This is a genomic window from Achromobacter sp. JCM 18799 (assembly GCF_055395645.1).
On record NZ_AP043866.1, the window covers coordinates 4378527 to 4394667 of the forward strand.

Genomic DNA, 16141 nt, shown 5'->3' on the forward strand with positions numbered 1-16141 from the left:
TCATTCCAGGTTCGCGTCGACCAGCGCCCGCAGCGCCGCCGCCATGTCGGGATCGTCGGTCAGCGCGCGCGTCATGGTCATGTCGCAACTTTCGGCGGGACTGACGCCGTCGCGGATGAGGATGCCGGCGTAGATCAGCATGCGGGTGGACACGCCCTCGTCCAAGCCGTGACGCTTGAGCTCGCGCGAACTGTGCGCGATGCGCACCAGCCGCTCTGCCAAGCCGGTGTCTATGCCGGCCTCATGCGCCACGATCTCGGCTTCGCGCCCGGGCTCCGGATAGTCGAAATCCAGCGCCACGAAACGCTGCCGGGTAGAGGGCTTGAGATCCTTGGCGCTGCTCTGGTAGCCGGGGTTGTAGGACACCACCAGCTGGAAGTCCGGATGGGCCCGCACCACCTCGCCCTTCTTGTCCAGCGGCAGGATGCGCCTGGCATCGGTCAGCGGATGGATCACCACCGTGGTGTCCTGGCGCGCTTCGACGATCTCGTCCAGGTAGCAGATGCCGCCATGGCGCACGGCCAGCGTCAGCGGGCCGTCGTGCCAGGCGGTGCCGTCGGCATCCAGCAGGTAGCGGCCCACCAGGTCGGAGGCAGTCATGTCCTCGTTGCAGGCCAGCGTGACCAGCGGGCGTCCCAGCTTCCAGGCCATGTACTCCACGAAGCGCGTCTTGCCGCAGCCGGTTGGCCCCTTGAGGATCATGGGCAGCCGGTGCGCGTACGCATGCTCGTATAACGCGGTTTCCCGTCCCGTGGGACGGTAGAAGGGTTCTTGCGCAATCCGGTAGGTTTCGAGCGGAGACGGCACGGTTCATGTCCTCGGAAGGCGTCCGTCCGGCGCGGCGGGCCGGACGGACCGGATGGTCGGCAGGCATGCCTAGCGGTGCTTGGCGTCCTCGTTGGGGATGCCTTCCATGGGGCACTCCGGCGTGCCCACGGTGGACCGGGTAAAGGACTCGACCATCTTGCGCGTGCCCTCCGGATCGTTGATCCAGTTTGCGTAGAAGTTGTACGGGCAGGCCGCGACGCCCGTGGCCTCTTCGCCGGAATTGATCTTGCCGGTGTAGCCGCGGTGCACCAGCTTGAACAGGTGGTTCTGCGACTGCATGTTCTTGCGCGCGTCGCGGATCAGGCTGGTGGACAACTCGGCGTATTGCACACCCATGTCTTCTTCACCGCATTCGCCCAGCGTGCGGCCGTCGAAGCCGATGATGGCCGAATGGCCGAAATAGGAATACACGCCGTCAAAGCCCGCGGCATTGGCCACCGCCACATAGACGTTGTTCATCCACGCCATGGCCTTGGACACCATGACCTGCTGGTCCTTGGCCGGATACATATAGCCCTGGCAGCGCACGATCAGCTCGGCGCCACGCATGGCGCAATCGCGCCAGATCTCGGGGTAATTGCCGTCGTCGCAGATGATGAGGCTGATCTTCAAGCCCTTGGGGCCTTCCGACACATAGGTGCAATCGCCCGGATACCAGCCTTCGATCGGCACCCAGGGCATGATCTTGCGGTACTTCTGCACGATCTCGCCCTTGTTGTTCATCAGGATGAGCGTGTTGTACGGCGCCTTGTTCGGATGCTCTTCGTGGCGCTCGCCCGTCAGCGAGAACACGCCCCATACGTTGGCCTTGCGGCAGGCGTCGGCGAACACCGCGGTCTCTTCACCCGGGATGGCCGAAGCGGTTTCGTACATTTCCTTGGCGTCGTACATGATGCCGTGGGTGGAGTACTCGGGGAAGATGACCAGGTCCATGCCGGGCAGGCCGCGCTTCATGCCCACGACCATGTCGGCGATCTTGCGGGCGTTCTCCATCACCTCCGCGCGGGTATGCAGCCGCGGCATCTTGTAGTTCACGACGGCCACGCCCACGCAATCGTTGCTGCTGGAGATATCTCCGTGTCTCATGACAATGCTCCTCGGTGGTTGACGGTCATACCGTCAGGAAAGATCTGACTTTGTCTTGGTCCAGGCTCTCGCGGCAGGCTTCGTGCACGATGCGGCCCCGGTCTATCACCAGGAAGCGGTCGGCCAGGTCCAGCGCGAAGCTCAGCATCTGTTCCGACACGACGATGGCGAAGCCGCGTTCCTCGCGCAGCGCGTTCAGGACCCGTGCAATGTCCTTGATGATGGAAGGCTGGATGCCCTCGGTGGGTTCGTCCAGGATCAGCACGCGCGGATCGGAAATCAGCGCGCGGGCGATCGCCAGTTGCTGCTGCTGCCCGCCGGACAGGTTGCCGCCCTTGCGCCGGCGCATCTCGTGCAGCACCGGGAAAAAGCGGTACAGGTATTCCGGCACGGCCTTCAGGCCACTGCGCTCCGCGCCGGTCAGGATGTTCTGCTCCACGGTCAGGAAGGGAAAGATCATCCTGCCCTGCGGCACGAAGGCCAGCCCGCTGCACACGCGCTGGTAGCTCTCCATGCCGGCCAGCTCCACGCCATCCAGCCGGATGCTGCCCGAACCCGACCGCAGCATGCCGATCAGCGCCTTGAGCAAGGTGGTCTTGCCCATGCCGTTGCGGCCCATGATGGCCACGGATTCCCGTGGCGCCACGTCGAAGCACACGTCGTGGACGACGTGCGATTCGCCGTAGCTCACGTTCAACTTGTCGATCTGGAACATGGCGCGCCCTCCTCTCAATGGCCCAGGTACACGTCCAGCACGCGCGGATCGGCCTGCACCTCGGCCACCGTGCCTTCGCTCAGCAAGCGGCCCTGATGCAACACGGTGACCTTGTGCGCGATGCGCTTGACGAAATCCATGTCGTGCTCGATGACCACCATCGACTTGCCGCGCGAGATGCGCGCCAGGAGCTCGGCCGTCTGTTCGCGTTCGCGCGGACTCATGCCGGCCACGGGTTCATCCAGCAACAGCAACTGCGGGTTCTGCATCAGCAGCATGCCGATCTCCAGCCATTGCTTCTGGCCGTGGCTCAGGCGGCCCGCCTTCTCCGCCAGGCGGTCCTGCAGGAACACCTGCCCCGCCATGTCCTGGATGCGTTCGCGGATTTCGGCCGTGCGCCGGAATCGCAGCGAGCGCACCACCCCGTGCGCGTTCGGCAGCGAGATCTCGAAGTTCTCCAGCACCGTCAGGTCTTCATAGACCGACGGCGTCTGGAATTTGCGGCCGACCCCGGCGCGCACGATGTCGAATTCCGCCATGCGCACCAGGTCGCGCCCCTGGAACATCACGCGGCCCGCTGAAGGCCGGGTCTTGCCGCAGATGATGTCCAGCAGCGTGGTCTTGCCCGCGCCGTTCGGGCCGATGATGACGCGCAGCTCATCCTGCGCCACGCGCAGGCTCAAGCCGTCCACGGCGCGAAAACCGTCGAACGAGACCGTCAGGTCCTCGACGCTCAGGATGGCGCCGGGCGCCGGGCGGTCGCTGCTCATTTCCATGCTGGCGGGCTCCTGCAGGTCCAGGGTGGCACTCATCGCGCGCTCCCCGCGGCGCGGCGCGCCTGAATCTGGCCGAACACGCCGGCCAGGCCGTTGGGCATGACCACGACGACCGCAATAAAAATGGCCCCCAGGAAATACAGCCAGACCTCCGGGAACGTCTCTGACAGATAGGACTTGAGAAAGCCGATCAGCAAGGCCCCGACCACGGCCCCGGGAATCGAAAGCCGGCCGCCGACCGCCGCATAGATCACCATCTCGATCGACGCGACCACGCCGATCGCGCCCGGAGAGATCAGGCCTACCTGCAGCGTGAAGAAGGCGCCGCCGATGGAGGACAGGATCGCCGCCACGCAAAAGATGCAAGCCTTTACGTGCGCGGTGTCGTAGCCCGAGAACCGCACGCGGTCCTCGCGGTCGCGGATGGCGATCAGGATCTTGCCCAGCCGGCTGCGCACAATCGCCAGCGCCGCCAGCATCGCCACGACCAGCGCGCCGGCTTCGATGAAGTACAGCGCCTGCTTGCCTTCATCGCCGACGATGTCCCAGCCCAGCAGCGTGCGGAAGTCGGTAATGCCGTTGGCGCCGCCCGTGTCTCCCTGCTGGCCGATGATGAGCACGGTCAGCGTCATTGCCAGGGCCAGCGTGACGATGGCGAAATACACGCCGCTGACCCGCTTGCGGAAGATCGCCAACGAAAACAGATAGGCCGCCAGTCCCGGCAGGACCACGATCAGCAGCAGCGTCAACGTCAGCGAATGGAATGGCTGCCACCAGACCGGCAGGCTCTCCACGCTGCTCCAAACCATGAAGTCGGGCAGCTCCGGCGCGGACGCCTCCAGCTTCAGGAACATGGCCATCATGTACCCGCCCAGTCCAAAGAAAATTCCTTGGCCCAGGCTCAGCACGCCGCTGTAGCCCCAGGTCAGCACGATGCCTATCGCCACGAAGGCGAACGCCATGTACTTGCCGACCAGGTTCAGCCGGAACGGATCCAGCGACAGGGGCAGGACGGCCAGGATCAGCGCCGCGACCAGCAGGATCGCGATCTCTTCGGTTTTCCGGTGCAGGGCCTTCATCGCATCACCCCCGAGTCTTGTTGGCGAACAGCCCGTTCGGGCGGAAATAGAGGACCAGGATCACCAGGACCAGGATCGTGACCTTGGCCATCGAGCCGCTCATCAGGTATTCCAGCGTGGTCTGCGACTGTGCGATCGCAAGGCCGGAGAACGCCGTTCCCAGCAGGCTCTGGACGCCGCCGAATACCACCACGATGAATGAATCGACGATGTAGAGCTGGCCCGTGCCGGGGTTGGTCGACCCGATCATGGTGAAGACGCAGCCGGCGATGCCCGCCAGGCCGGAGCCCAGCGCGAAGGTCAGCGCGTCCACGCGCCGCGTGTTGATGCCGACGGCGCCCGCCATCGCGCGGTTCTGGGTGACGGCGCGCACGCGCAGTCCCCACGCGCTGCGGTAAAGCAGCAGATACACGCCCACCGCCACCAGCAGCGTCAGGCCCAGGATGAAGATGCGGTTCAGCGGGAACTGCAGGTCGGGCGTGGGCTCCCACGCGCCGCTGAGCCAGGAGGCCAGCGGCACGCTGACCTCCTGCGCGCCGAACAGCGAACGGTAGGCCTGTTGCAGGATCAGGCTCAGACCCCAGGTCGCCAGCAGCGTGTCCAGCGGGCGGTTGTAGAACCAGCGGATGAAGCCGCGCTCCAGCACATAGCCGAAGGCGAAGGTGACCAGGAACGCCAGCGGAATGGCCGCGAACAGGTAGACGTCCATCCAGCCGGGGGCCCAATGCTGAAACGCCAGCGCGACCAGGTAGGTGGTGTAGGCGCCCATGGCCATCAGCTCGCCGTGCGCCATGTTGATGACGCCCATCAGGCCGAACACGACGGCCAGGCCGATCGCCATCAGCAGGAGGATGCTGAACAGGCTGATCCCGTTGAACAGCTGCATTGCCGCGATGTCGATATTCATGGTCACGTTCCTGGCTGCGCCGGCGGCAAGGCCGCCGGCCAAGGGCTTGCGCACATCCGCAAGCGCGGGCTACAGCTTCGGGAAGGGATTGGGCTCGATCAGGTCGGCCGATTCCCAGACGATGTCGAACTGCCCGTCCGGCCGCGCCCGACCCACCCGCACCTTCTTCCAGACGTGATGGTTGGTCTCGTGCACGCGCACGGTCCCCTCCGGCGCCTGCAGTGTCAGCCCGGCGGAGGCCGCGATCACCTTGTCGGGATCGAACGAACCGGCCTTCTCCACGCCGAGCTTCCACAGGTACACGCTGTTGTAGGCAACCTCCATCGGGTCGCCGATGACGCGGTCCCGGCCGTACTTGGCCTTGAAGGCCTTGACGAATTTTTCGTTGGCCGGATTCTGCAGGCTCTGGAAGTAACCCATGCAGGCGTAGTAGCCCGCCGCGTTGTCCTTGCCGATGCCTTCGATCTCGTTCTCGGACACCACGGTGGACAGCAGCACCACGCGCGTGCCGTCCAGGCCGGCGGCGCGCAGCTGCTTGTAGAACGCCACGTTGGAGCCGCCCACCACGGTGCTGTAGATGCACTCGGGCTTGGCCGCCTTGATCTTGTTGATGATGGAAGAGAACTCGGTATGGCCCAGCGGCGCGTACTCTTCGCCCACCACCTTGGCATTCATGCGGGCAATGGCCGGTTTGGCGATCTTGTTGCAGGTGCGCGGATAGATGTAGTCGGAACCGACCAGGAAAAAGGTCTTGCCCTTTTCACGCGCCATCCACTCCACCGCCGCGATCACGGACTGCGTGGCTTCCTGCGATGGATAGAACACCCGCGCGTCCTGCTCCTGGCCCTCGTAGTAGGTGGGGTAGTACAGCAGGCCCTTGCTGCGCGCGAGCACCGGCAGCAGCGCCTTGCGCGAAGCCGAGGTATAGCAGCCCACGATGGCGGCGACCTTGTCGCGGTCGAGCAGCTTGCGCGCTTTCTCGGCGAACACGGCGTTCTCGCTCGCGCCGTCTTCGACCACGGGTTCGATCTTGCGCCCCATCACGCCGCCCGAGGCGTTGATCTCTTCGATCGCCAGCTTCTCCGCGTCCACCAGCGACGCCTCGGCGATGGCGATGGTGCCGGACAGCGAATGCAGCAGGCCCAGTTTGACTGTGTCTTGGGCGTAAGCCTGGCGGGGCAAGGCTGCCATCCCCGACGCGGCGCTCAGTAGGACCATGGAGCCGCTGTGCTGCAGAAAGCGGCGGCGGTTGTATACGCTCATCGTTGCGCTCCTGTGCGTTTCTGAAGGCAAGCCTCCGGCTAGGGCTTGCACGCAAGCCCTGAACTGCCCGGGATTGGGCAGGCGCCTTTGCCCACCACATCACGACGACTGCCGTCCGCCCGCTGCCTGCCACGTTTCTTCAGGCAAAGCTGCGCCCACGGCGCAGCGAAACGCCATTCGAAGAAAAGCGATGGACAAACGGAAAACGAAAAGGCCCGAGCCGGAAATTCCGGCTCGGGCCTTTTTGCCCTACGCCTGACTGGCAACACTGGCAGTCGGCGAAAATTTGAAGACGAACTTGCGTCTGGAAGGCATTCTGAAGAAGCGTGTGGCGCTATGCCATGCGTATTTTCCCTTAGCGGCCGCGGCTCGCTGCCAGGGCGCGGCGCAAGGCTGGCGCGGCATTCTGCAAGTAGTGCCACAAGCGGTTCGAGACCGGGCCTTGCGCGCGGTCCGTGCGGCGCGCGGCGACCAGTTCTTCGACACTGCCCGGCAGATGGCGGTTGGCGATCGAGATCAGACGTCCGTCGCGCAGTTCGTCTTCGACGAGAAAACGCGGCATGTGACCCCAGCCCATGCCTTGCAGGATGATTTCCTTCTTCATCAGCTGGTCCGCCACCGTGCACTGGCGCGCGCCTTCCACGGTGAAGTAATCCTGCGGCGGCATGTGCCTGGCGGTGTCGCGCATGACGCATTGCGTGTAGTCGCGCATCAGCGCGGGCTTGATCGCGCGCGGCACGGGTTCACGCAGAAAGCCCGGCGCCACCACGGGTACGAAAGGCACCTTGGCCAGGTCGACCCATTCGATGCGGGCGTCGTTCTTGGCGACGCGATGCAGGATGAGGTCGGCCTCGCCGTCGTAGAGGCGTTCCTGCGGCCCGGACACGGCCTCGAAGTGCAGGTCCAGGCGCGTGGCCGGACAGCCTGCGAAAAAACGGCTCAGCAAGCCCAGCACGTAGGGGCGCGGACAGAAGTCGCCGATCACGATGCGCAGCTCGGTTTCCTCGCCCATGGCCAGTTGTTCGGCGTGCGCGCGCAAGGCGGTCAGCTCGCGCAGCAGCGATTGCGAGCGCGCATGGAAGGACTGCCCCGCCGCCGTCAGGCTCACGCGGTAGCCGCTGCGGTCCAGCAAGGCCAGACCCAACTGCCGCTCCAGCTTGGCCACGGCGGCGAATACCGCCGGATGCGAACGGTGCAGCGTTGCCGCAGCCGCCTGGAAGCCGCCGGCGCGCGCCACCGCGTCGAAGCATTGGAGATCGTGCAGCGTGAATTCGCTCATGTCTGTTTTTCCGACAATGATTGTGCAAACTTTGTAATTTTTTCTTTAATGGCGCGCAACTACGATTTGCCTCACACCAACCACCGCGAGGCCAAGCATCATGCAAGACATCTCCTACTACACCGCCGGCGACGGCGCGCGCATCGCCTACCGTTACGATGGCCGCGCGGATCTGCCCACGCTGGTGCTGGCGAACTCCATCGGCACCACGCTGCACATGTGGGACGCGCAGATTCCCGCGCTGACTCGCCACTTCCGCGTGCTGCGCTATGACTACCGCGGCCATGGCGCGTCCAGCGTGCCGCAAGGTCCTTACTCGCTTGACCGCCTGGGCCGCGACGTGCTGGAGCTGATGGACGGGTTGGGCATCGAGCGCGCGCATTTCCTGGGGCTGTCGCTGGGCGGCATCGTCGGTCTATGGTTGGGCGTGCATGCGCCACAGCGCATCCATCGCCTGGTCCTGAGCAATACCTCGGCCTATCTGGGACCCGTGCCGCAATGGGACGAACGCATCGCCGCCACGCTGCGGGCAGAGAACATGTCGAAAACGGCCGAGACCTTCCTGAAGAACTGGTTTCCCGCGTCCTGGCTGCAGCAGAGCAATCCCGCCGTCGAGCCGTTCCGCACCATGCTGCTGAACACCGACAAGCATGGCCTGGCGGGCGCATTCGCCGCCGTGCGGGACTTCGACCTGCGCCGCACCATGGCGCTGATCCCGAATCCGACGCTGGTCATCGCGGGCCAGCACGACACGGTCACCGCGGCCAGCCACGGCGAGCAGATCGCCGCCGCCATCCCTGGCGCCAGGCTGCTGACGCTGCCGGCCGTGCACTTGGCGAACATCGAATTGCCCGAGGCGTTCGAGGCCGCGGTGCTGGAATTCCTGCTCACGGCCTGAAGCCCGCGTCCCTACTCCGCGCCGCGCTCCCAGCGGCGCTGGATGGCCTTGGCCGCGACCACGCCGTCGGCCATGGAGGTGACCACGCAGGGATGCATGCGGTGTGCCACTTCGCCCACGGCATAGATATCCGGCACGCTGGTTTCGGCGGTGGCGAAGTCCGTGCGGATGTAGCCGCGCTCGTCGCGGGCCAGATGCAGGCTGTCGGCAAAGCCGGCCTGGGGCTCCCAGCCGTAGAAGACCAGGATCAGGTCGTACTGCTCGCCGTCCACGCTGCGGGTGGCGGGATCCACCTTGTACGGTCCGATATGCACGCCTTCGCGGCCGGCGCGCGTCACCCATTGCTGCTGGGCGCGGACGCTGCGGGCATAGAGATGCACGCTGCGGGCGCCGCGGTTACGCACGTAGACGTAGTTTTCGAAGGCGTTGTCGCCGCCGCCCAGCACCGCCACCGACAGGCCCGAATAGTCCTGCGCCACGATGGGCGAGCCCGGGCCGATCAGCACGCCGGGCCAGGATGCGCCCGGCGGATGGTCCGGCAGCCCCTTGGCGCGCACGCCCGAGGCGATCACCAGGGTGCGCCCGCGCACCAGGGATTCGGCGCCGTCGGCGCCTGCCAGCGTGGCCTCGATGCCGCCCTTGCAGGGACGCACCCCGGTTACGCGGGTTTCCAGCCGCAGCGGCACGCCGGCCGCACGCACGCTGGCGTCGATATTGGCGGCCACCTGCTGCCCGGTCACGCCGGGCAGCACGGCGATCCAGTCGTCGGCGAAGGGATTGTCATTGCCCAGCCCGCCCAGCCGTGGGCCCGCCTCGACCAATAGCGGGGACAGGCCCAGGCGCGCCAACCACAGGGCGCAGGAGGCGCCGGCGGGGCCGCCGCCTACAATGACCGAATCGTGCATCTGTTGCATTTCACCCCTTATTGACTGCGCCGGCGCCTCGCGGACGCCCGGACATGGCCGGATTGTAGCCAGCGCGCCGCCCCCGTTCCGCTGTCGCCTTACAATTCCGGGCTACCCCACCCAGGTTTTCATCATGCCTACACGCCGCATCATTCTTTCCGGGCTCGCGCTCGACGCCCGCATCGGCATCCTCGAGCACGAGCGCCGCGCCACCCAGCCCCTGCATGTCGACGCCGACTTCGACGTGGACATCCAGCGCTCGGTCGACGACCATGACATCCACAGCGTGCTGGACTACCGCCGGCTGCGCGAGGCCATCGTGGAAGAATGCACGCAGGCGCACGTGAACCTGATCGAAACCCTGTCGGAGCAGGTCGCGGCGCGCCTGCTGGCCGACTTCCAGGAAATCCGCGCGCTGCGCCTGCGCATCAGCAAGCCCATGGCCTTTTCCGACTGCGCGGCGGTGGGCGTGGAAATCCAGATCACTCGCTGACCATGAACGACATAGCTACCCCCGAGGTGCGCTTTCGCACCGAGGCCGAAGAAAAGGCCCGCCACGAAGGCAACAAGCTGACCAAGCGCCTGGCCCGCGAAACCACGCGCGCCCTGTCCGACTACAACATGATTGGAGAAGGCGACCGCGTCATGGTCTGCCTGTCGGGCGGCAAGGACTCCTACGCGCTCCTGGACATCCTGCTGCAGCTGCAGAAGCGCGCTCCCTTCAAGTTCGAGCTGATCGCGGTCAACCTGGACCAGAAGCAGCCGGGCTTTCCCGACCACATCCTGCCCCAGTACCTGACGGAACTGGGCGTGCCCTTCCACATCGAGACGCAGGACACGTATTCCATCGTCACGCGCGTGCTGGAAGAGGGCAAGACCATGTGCTCGCTCTGTTCGCGCCTACGCCGCGGCATCCTGTACCGCGTCGCCTCCGAACTGGGCGCGACCAAGATCGCGCTGGGCCATCACCGCGACGACATCCTGGGCACGTTCTTCCTGAACCTGTTCTACGGCGGCAAGGCCAAGGGCATGCCGCCCAAGCTGGTGTCCGACGACGGCCGCCACACAGTGATCCGCCCCCTGGCCTATGTGCCGGAAACCGATCTGATCGCCTACGCCGAACTCAAGCAGTTCCCCATCATTCCCTGCAATCTCTGCGGTTCGCAAGAGAACCTGAAGCGCAAGGAAGTGGGCCGCATGATCAAGGAATGGGACAAGCAGCATCCGGGCCGCTCGTGGAACGTGTTCAACGCGCTGTCGCGCGTGGTGCCTTCGCACTTGATGGACCGCGACCTGTTCGATTTCGTGGGCTTGAAGCCCACCGGTCTGCCTGACGCCAATGGCGACACGGCGTTCGATGCCGAAGACCCGCAGGAAGATGCCGGCGAAGCCTGTGGCGATACACCGCAAGCGCTGGAGCCCGGCGCCATCGTCGAGAAGAAGGTGACGTTCACGCGCAGCTGAAAACGGCGCGCGGGAATTGAAAAAGGCTGCCCAGGGCAGCCTTTTTCATTTGCAGGCGCTACGCCTACGCATTCAGCACGCGAATCGGCTGGCCCGACTTCCACGCCTTCACCGCCTCCAGCGCGTTCTGGTAGAAGGCTTCGAAGTTCTCGCGGCTGACGTAGCCCAGGTGCGGCGTCAGGATCACGTTGTCCAGGTCGCGCACGGAATCCGTGGGCGACAGCGGTTCCTCGGGATAGACGTCCAGGCCGGCGCCGGCGATGCGGAACTTCACCAGCGCGTCCATCAAGGCTTCCTGATCCACCAGGCCGGCGCGCGAGGTGTTGACCAGGTAGGCGGTCGGCTTCATCGCGGCCAGGGCTGCCGCGTCGACCACATGGCGGCTGCGTTCGGACAGGATCAGATGCAGGCTGACGACGTCGGACGTGGCGAAGAGCTCGTGCTTGTCCACCCGCTTCACGCCCGCCGCCTCGGCGCGCTCATCGGTCAGGTTGGGACTCCAGGCCACCACGTCCATGCCGAAGGCCAGCCCCACCTTGGCCACCGCCGCGCCCAGCTTGCCCAGACCCAGCACGCCCAGGCGCTTGCCCGCCAGCGGCTCGGGCATGCCCGTCTGCCACATGCCGCGGCGCATGGCGGCGTCTTCGGTGGGCAGATGCTTGAACAGGCCGAGGATGTGCGCCCAGGCCAATTCAGCCGTGGCGGTGTTGGCCTCGGCGCTGCCGGGCGCGCCGCACACGACGATGCCCTGCTCGGCGCAAGCCTGCATGTCGATGGCGTTGTTGCGCATGCCGGTAGTGACCAAGAGGCGCAGGTTCGGCAGCGCGCGGATCCGCTCCGCAGGGAATGGTGTGCGCTCGCGCATCGCGACGATCACCTCGAAGGGTTCGAGCGTGGGTTCGACCTGCCCCTCGGGAATGAAGTTGTTGAAGATCCGCACCTCGGCGTTGCCGCCCAGCGAGGTCCAATCCGCATAGCGCTTGGCTACGTCGTGGTAATCGTCGAGTATTGCGATTTTCAAGAGCTGTCTCCGGGGGCTTGGCGCCTGTGGCGCCAGCCTCCCGGCCGGCGCCGCGCGCCGGTCAGTTCAAGCGGGCTTTGAATTGCTCCAGCGGCAAGGCGCCGCTGACGCGCGAGCCGTCTGCAAAGAACGTGGTCGGCGTGCCGCGCACCATCAGCTTCTGGCCCAGGGCCAGCAGCTTGTCCTCGGGTACGTCGCAATTCGCGGTGGCGGGCTTCTTGCCGCGCAGCATCCAGTCGTCCCAGGTCGCGCCCGGGTCCTTCGAGCACCACACGTCGCGCACCTTGTCCTTGGAATCGGGCGACAAGATGGGATAGAGGAAGGTGTAGACGGTGATGTTGTCGACGTTTTCCAGTGTCTTGCGCAATTGCTTGCAGTAGCCGCAATTGGGGTCTTCGAAGATCGCGACCTTGCGCGAACCGTCGCCCTTGACCTGCTTGATGGCGAGGTCCAGCGGCAGCTGGTCGAACGACACGGCGCTCAGGCGCTCCTGCGTTTCGCGGGTGACGTCGCGGCGCGTCATGGCGTCGATCAACGGACCTTCCATGACCCAGGTCACCTTTTCATCCGTATAGATCAGGTCCATGCCCAGCTGCACTTCGAACAGCCCGTAGGGCGTGCGGCGCACGGCCGTGACATCCATGCCGTCGAAACGCTGGCGGAAGCGGTCCTTGACCGCGTCCGCCACGGGATCGGCCGGCGCCACCTGGGTGGTGGAGTAGCTCTTGTCGCCCTTGCCGGGCTGGCCCACGGACTGGGTGGAGACGGACTTGTCGCCCTGGGCCGCCGCGCCGGCGGACATGCCCAGGCCCGCGGCCAGGAAACAAGCGGCCAAGGTGGCGGATATGCGGAAATTCATCGGTACTCCTGTACTTATCTATCGTGTTCTTGTGCGGAAAGGGTAACCGATCCGCGCCTGGGCGAATCCGGCCTGCACGGGCAGGCACCCCCTATGAGTCAGACAATCCGGCCGCGGGCGAGGTTCCGCGGGACGGATCCGGCCCTAGTTGGCCGAAGCGCCGGTGATCAGGCGGCGCTTGATCAGAGGCGCCCGTTCGACCCAGTGCATGCCGGCATTGCGCAGCCAGACCAGCGGCGTCGCCCGCGACGCGAACAGCTTGTGCAGGCCGTCGGTGGCCAGGCGCATGGCCAGCACCGGCTCGGCGCGCGCGCGCTGGTAGCGGTGCAGCACGCGCAGGTCGCCCGCCGCGCGGTAGGCTTCGCGGCCGGCGACGACGCGGGCCAGGGCCTCGACGTCGCCCAGGCCCAGGTTCAGCCCCTGGCCTGCCAGCGGGTGCAGGCGGTGCGCCGCGTCGCCCGCCAGCGCGATGCCGGGCGCAACCATCTGGGCGCGCTCCAGCGTCAAGGGGAATCCATGCAGCTTGCTGCGGACCTTCAGCGCGCCCAGGCGGCCTTCGGCGGCGTCGGCCAGCAGGGTTTCCAGGCGGGCAGCCTGCTCCTCGGGCGGCAAGGCCAGCAGCGCCTGGGCCAGTTCGGTGCGCATGGACCAGACCATGGAAACCTGCGCACCGGCGGAGGTATCGGGCAGCGGCAGCAGAGCCAGCACGCCGTCGTCGCGGAACCACTGGAAGGCGGCGCCCTGATGTGAACGCTCGGCGTCCAGATGCACCACCAGACCCGTGTCGTCATAGGACACGGATTCATGCTTCAGGCCGGCGGCCTCGCGCAGCGGCGACGCCGCGCCATCGGCGCCCACGAACAGCTCGGCCTCGATGCGCGTGCCGCTTTCGGTGTCGATGGCGCCGTCGCGGTAACCCGTGCAGCGGTCCTCCAGCCAGGGAATGCCGAACATGCGGACGGCCTGGATCAGCACGCGCTCGATTTCGCCGGACTCGACGATCCAGGCCAGTTGCGGCAGCGCCGCCTGCCAGGCGCTCAGATTCACCTGGCCGTCGGCGTCGCCGTGGATTTCCATGGCGTTGACCGGCGTCAGCCGGGACGCGGGCATGGCGTCCCACACGCCGAGTTCGGCCAGAAAGCGCTGGCTGGCGGGCGAAATGGCGTAGACGCGCGGATGGTAGCGGTCGGGATCGGCCGGCGGCACGCTGGCGCGCGGCGCCAGCACGGCCACGCGTTGGCCGCGGCGGGCCAGCGCCAGGGCAGTGGACAGGCCGACGATGCCGGCCCCGCAAACGACGATCTGATGGCTCATCTTGCGCTCGGCTCCCCGGCCTGTTTCGGCCACAGCACCCACATCTGGCCGCGCTGCTTCATGCGGCCGGCTTGCTGGCCGGCGTCGTCGCCGTAGCCCCAGTAGAAGTCGGCGCGCGCGGCGCCGCGGATGGCCGTGCCCGTGTCCTGGGCCAGCACCAGGCGCTGCAGCGGCCGATCGGACGCGGGATAGGTGGTGGCCAGGAATACAGGCGTGCCCAGCGGCACGAAGCCCGCGTCGACCGCGATCGAACGCATGGGGGCCAGCGGCACGGCGTAGGCGCCCTTGGGGCCTTGCTCCGGGTCGATCACCGCCTCTTCGCGGAAGAACACCACCGCCGGGTTGGCGTTGAGCATTTCCGGCACGCGCTTGGGATTGCGCTGGGCCCAGGCGCGGATGTTCTGCATGGAGGCCTGGTCGGCCGACAGCTCGCCCCGGTCGATCAGCCAGCGGCCAATCGAGGCATAAGGCTGGCCGTTATGGTCGGCGTAGGCCACGCGGATGGTCTTGCCGGAATCAGGGCCGTCGGTCAGCTGCACACGGCCCGAGCCCTGCACCTGCAGGAAGAAGTTGTCGACGGGGTCGTCCACCCACACCAGCACGGGCGGACGGCGGCCTGACGATTCGATGGCGGCGCGCGAGTCATAGGGCACCACCCGCTTGCCGTCCAGCTTGCCGCGCACGCGCTTGCCCGCCAGTTCCGGATAGATCGAACCCAGGTCGATGGTCAGCAGGTCCGCCGGCACGGTGTACAGCGGCCATTGATGGCTGCCGCCCTGGCGGCGCGAGCCGCGCACCAGGGGCTCGTAATAGCCCGTCACGGTATTGGCGGCCGGCTTGCCGTCGGCCGCGTTCAGGCGCCAGGGCTGCAGATAGGTCTGGAGGAAGCGGCGCACGCCCTCGCCATCGCCCGCGGCAGGCGCGCGGGACGGATCCGCCGCGGCGGCGCAGACCGGCTGCCAGGCCCGCGGCGTGGCGCGCGCCGGCGCGGCCAGGTTGCCGCTGGTCGGCCGCATCAGGCCGCGGCAATTGCGCAGGAACAGAGGCCAGAAGCGCGACAGGTCATCGTTGGTCCAGCCGGGCATCTCGGCCCAGTTCGCCGCCTTGTACTTGCCCGCCAGCGCGCGCGGCGGGGTATCGGGCAAGGACGCCAGCGACGGCACCACCAGCGGGCCGTCGGCTGCGGGCGCGGACGGGCCGGGGATGCCGGTCGAACCGGAGTCGGGAGGGATATCGGAGGGGGTGGAACATGCCGCCAGCAGGACGGACAGCACGGACAGACTGAGAATGCGCTTCATGAGCAAATGAAAAAACGTGCGACGGATAGCCGGGCCATTCAATGCAGGGTACGCGGCATGGCCAGGACGAATTCGGAGATCGGCACTTCGAACGGAATGCCGTTCTCGCCGACGCAGTGGTAAGTGCCGCGCATCGTGCCCACCGGCGTGGGCAGGGGACAGCCGCTGGTGTACTCGAAGGTTTCGCCGGGCGCGAGCAAGGGCTGCTGCCCGACGATGCCCAGCCCGCGCACTTCCTGCACGCGCTGGTTGCCGTCGGTGATGATCCAATGGCGGCTGATCACCTGGGCGGGATGCTCGCCGGTATTGGTGATGCGGACGGTATAGGCGAACACGAACTGCTGTTCGCCAGGATCGGACTGTTCAGGCACGAAGCGCGGAGAGACAGAGACGCTCAGGTCGTAAGGTTTCACAGTCCTTCCCTGTGTGGTGCTGGCGGGCGGCCGTGG

17 protein-coding genes are annotated in these 16141 nt (G+C 66.5%); 3 read left to right on the plus strand and 14 right to left on the minus strand.

Annotated elements, in window-relative coordinates:
- The 8 genes from ACZ5YA_RS20600 to ACZ5YA_RS20635 form a co-directional block, all read right to left on the minus strand.
- Nucleotides 1–807 carry an AAA family ATPase gene (locus ACZ5YA_RS20600; protein ID WP_464091160.1) on the minus strand — a complete coding sequence of 269 codons (807 nt, stop codon included), beginning with the start codon at nt 805–807 and terminating at the stop codon, nt 1–3.
- 69 nt (nt 808–876) lie between these two features.
- The gene (locus tag ACZ5YA_RS20605; protein ID WP_013391115.1) at nt 877–1914 is read right to left on the minus strand and encodes an aliphatic amidase; all 1038 of its coding nucleotides are present in this window, start codon (nt 1912–1914) and stop codon (nt 877–879) included.
- Between the two features lie 25 nt (nt 1915–1939).
- A complete protein-coding gene (gene urtE / locus ACZ5YA_RS20610) occupies nt 1940–2629 on the minus strand; it encodes an urea ABC transporter ATP-binding subunit UrtE (RefSeq protein WP_464091161.1) in 690 nt (229 codons plus the stop codon).
- Nucleotides 2630–2643: 14 nt separating this feature from the next.
- Nucleotides 2644–3405, minus strand: coding sequence for an urea ABC transporter ATP-binding protein UrtD (urtD, locus tag ACZ5YA_RS20615; protein WP_118933397.1), 762 nt, complete (start codon nt 3403–3405; stop codon nt 2644–2646).
- A 32-nt stretch (nt 3406–3437) separates the two neighbouring features.
- A complete protein-coding gene (urtC, locus tag ACZ5YA_RS20620; RefSeq protein ID WP_251878646.1) occupies nt 3438–4484 on the minus strand; it encodes an urea ABC transporter permease subunit UrtC in 1047 nt (348 codons plus the stop codon).
- Between the two features lie 4 nt (nt 4485–4488).
- On the minus strand, nt 4489–5391 hold the full coding sequence (urtB, locus tag ACZ5YA_RS20625) for an urea ABC transporter permease subunit UrtB (RefSeq protein ID WP_464091162.1): 903 nt from the start codon (nt 5389–5391) through the stop codon (nt 4489–4491).
- A 69-nt stretch (nt 5392–5460) separates the two neighbouring features.
- Entirely contained in the window at nt 5461–6654 is a 1194-nt protein-coding gene (urtA, locus tag ACZ5YA_RS20630; protein WP_464091163.1) for an urea ABC transporter substrate-binding protein, read from the minus strand.
- A 355-nt stretch (nt 6655–7009) separates the two neighbouring features.
- Nucleotides 7010–7933: a LysR family transcriptional regulator gene (locus ACZ5YA_RS20635; RefSeq protein ID WP_464091164.1), complete on the minus strand. Its 924-nt coding sequence runs from the start codon at nt 7931–7933 to the stop codon at nt 7010–7012.
- A 100-nt stretch (nt 7934–8033) separates the two neighbouring features.
- Here ACZ5YA_RS20635 and pcaD point away from each other — a divergent pair, with 100 nt between their 5' ends.
- Entirely contained in the window at nt 8034–8831 is a 798-nt protein-coding gene (pcaD, locus tag ACZ5YA_RS20640) for a 3-oxoadipate enol-lactonase (protein WP_464091165.1), read from the plus strand.
- Between the two features lie 11 nt (nt 8832–8842).
- On the opposite strand, the gene ACZ5YA_RS20645 is transcribed toward pcaD, so the two are convergent.
- Nucleotides 8843–9745 (minus strand): NAD(P)/FAD-dependent oxidoreductase, encoded by a 903-nt coding sequence (locus tag ACZ5YA_RS20645; protein WP_464091166.1) that lies wholly within the window; start codon nt 9743–9745, stop codon nt 8843–8845.
- Between the two features lie 124 nt (nt 9746–9869).
- On the opposite strand from ACZ5YA_RS20645, the gene folB reads away from it, so the two are divergent.
- Entirely contained in the window at nt 9870–10229 is a 360-nt protein-coding gene (gene folB / locus ACZ5YA_RS20650) for a dihydroneopterin aldolase (RefSeq protein WP_008164827.1), read from the plus strand.
- A 2-nt stretch (nt 10230–10231) separates the two neighbouring features.
- A complete protein-coding gene (ttcA, locus tag ACZ5YA_RS20655) occupies nt 10232–11200 on the plus strand; it encodes a tRNA 2-thiocytidine(32) synthetase TtcA (protein WP_059377215.1) in 969 nt (322 codons plus the stop codon).
- A 64-nt stretch (nt 11201–11264) separates the two neighbouring features.
- On the opposite strand, the gene ACZ5YA_RS20660 is transcribed toward ttcA, so the two are convergent.
- The 5 genes from ACZ5YA_RS20660 to apaG all read right to left on the minus strand — a co-directional run bounded on the left by ACZ5YA_RS20660 (nt 11265) and on the right by apaG (nt 16105).
- Nucleotides 11265–12221 carry a D-2-hydroxyacid dehydrogenase family protein gene (locus ACZ5YA_RS20660; RefSeq protein WP_059377213.1) on the minus strand — a complete coding sequence of 319 codons (957 nt, stop codon included), beginning with the start codon at nt 12219–12221 and terminating at the stop codon, nt 11265–11267.
- 61 nt (nt 12222–12282) lie between these two features.
- Nucleotides 12283–13080 (minus strand): DsbC family protein, encoded by a 798-nt coding sequence (locus ACZ5YA_RS20665; protein WP_059377211.1) that lies wholly within the window; start codon nt 13078–13080, stop codon nt 12283–12285.
- A 144-nt stretch (nt 13081–13224) separates the two neighbouring features.
- Nucleotides 13225–14394, minus strand: coding sequence for a UbiH/UbiF family hydroxylase (locus tag ACZ5YA_RS20670; protein ID WP_059377208.1), 1170 nt, complete (start codon nt 14392–14394; stop codon nt 13225–13227).
- Complete coding sequence (gene mltA / locus ACZ5YA_RS20675) at nt 14391–15692, minus strand: murein transglycosylase A (RefSeq protein ID WP_251878635.1); 1302 nt, start codon at nt 15690–15692, stop codon at nt 14391–14393. Before mltA ends, ACZ5YA_RS20670 begins: the two co-directional genes overlap by 4 nt.
- Before the next feature lie 38 nt (nt 15693–15730).
- The gene (gene apaG / locus ACZ5YA_RS20680) at nt 15731–16105 is read right to left on the minus strand and encodes a Co2+/Mg2+ efflux protein ApaG (protein WP_039882644.1); all 375 of its coding nucleotides are present in this window, start codon (nt 16103–16105) and stop codon (nt 15731–15733) included.
- Nucleotides 16106–16141 lie beyond the last annotated feature (36 nt).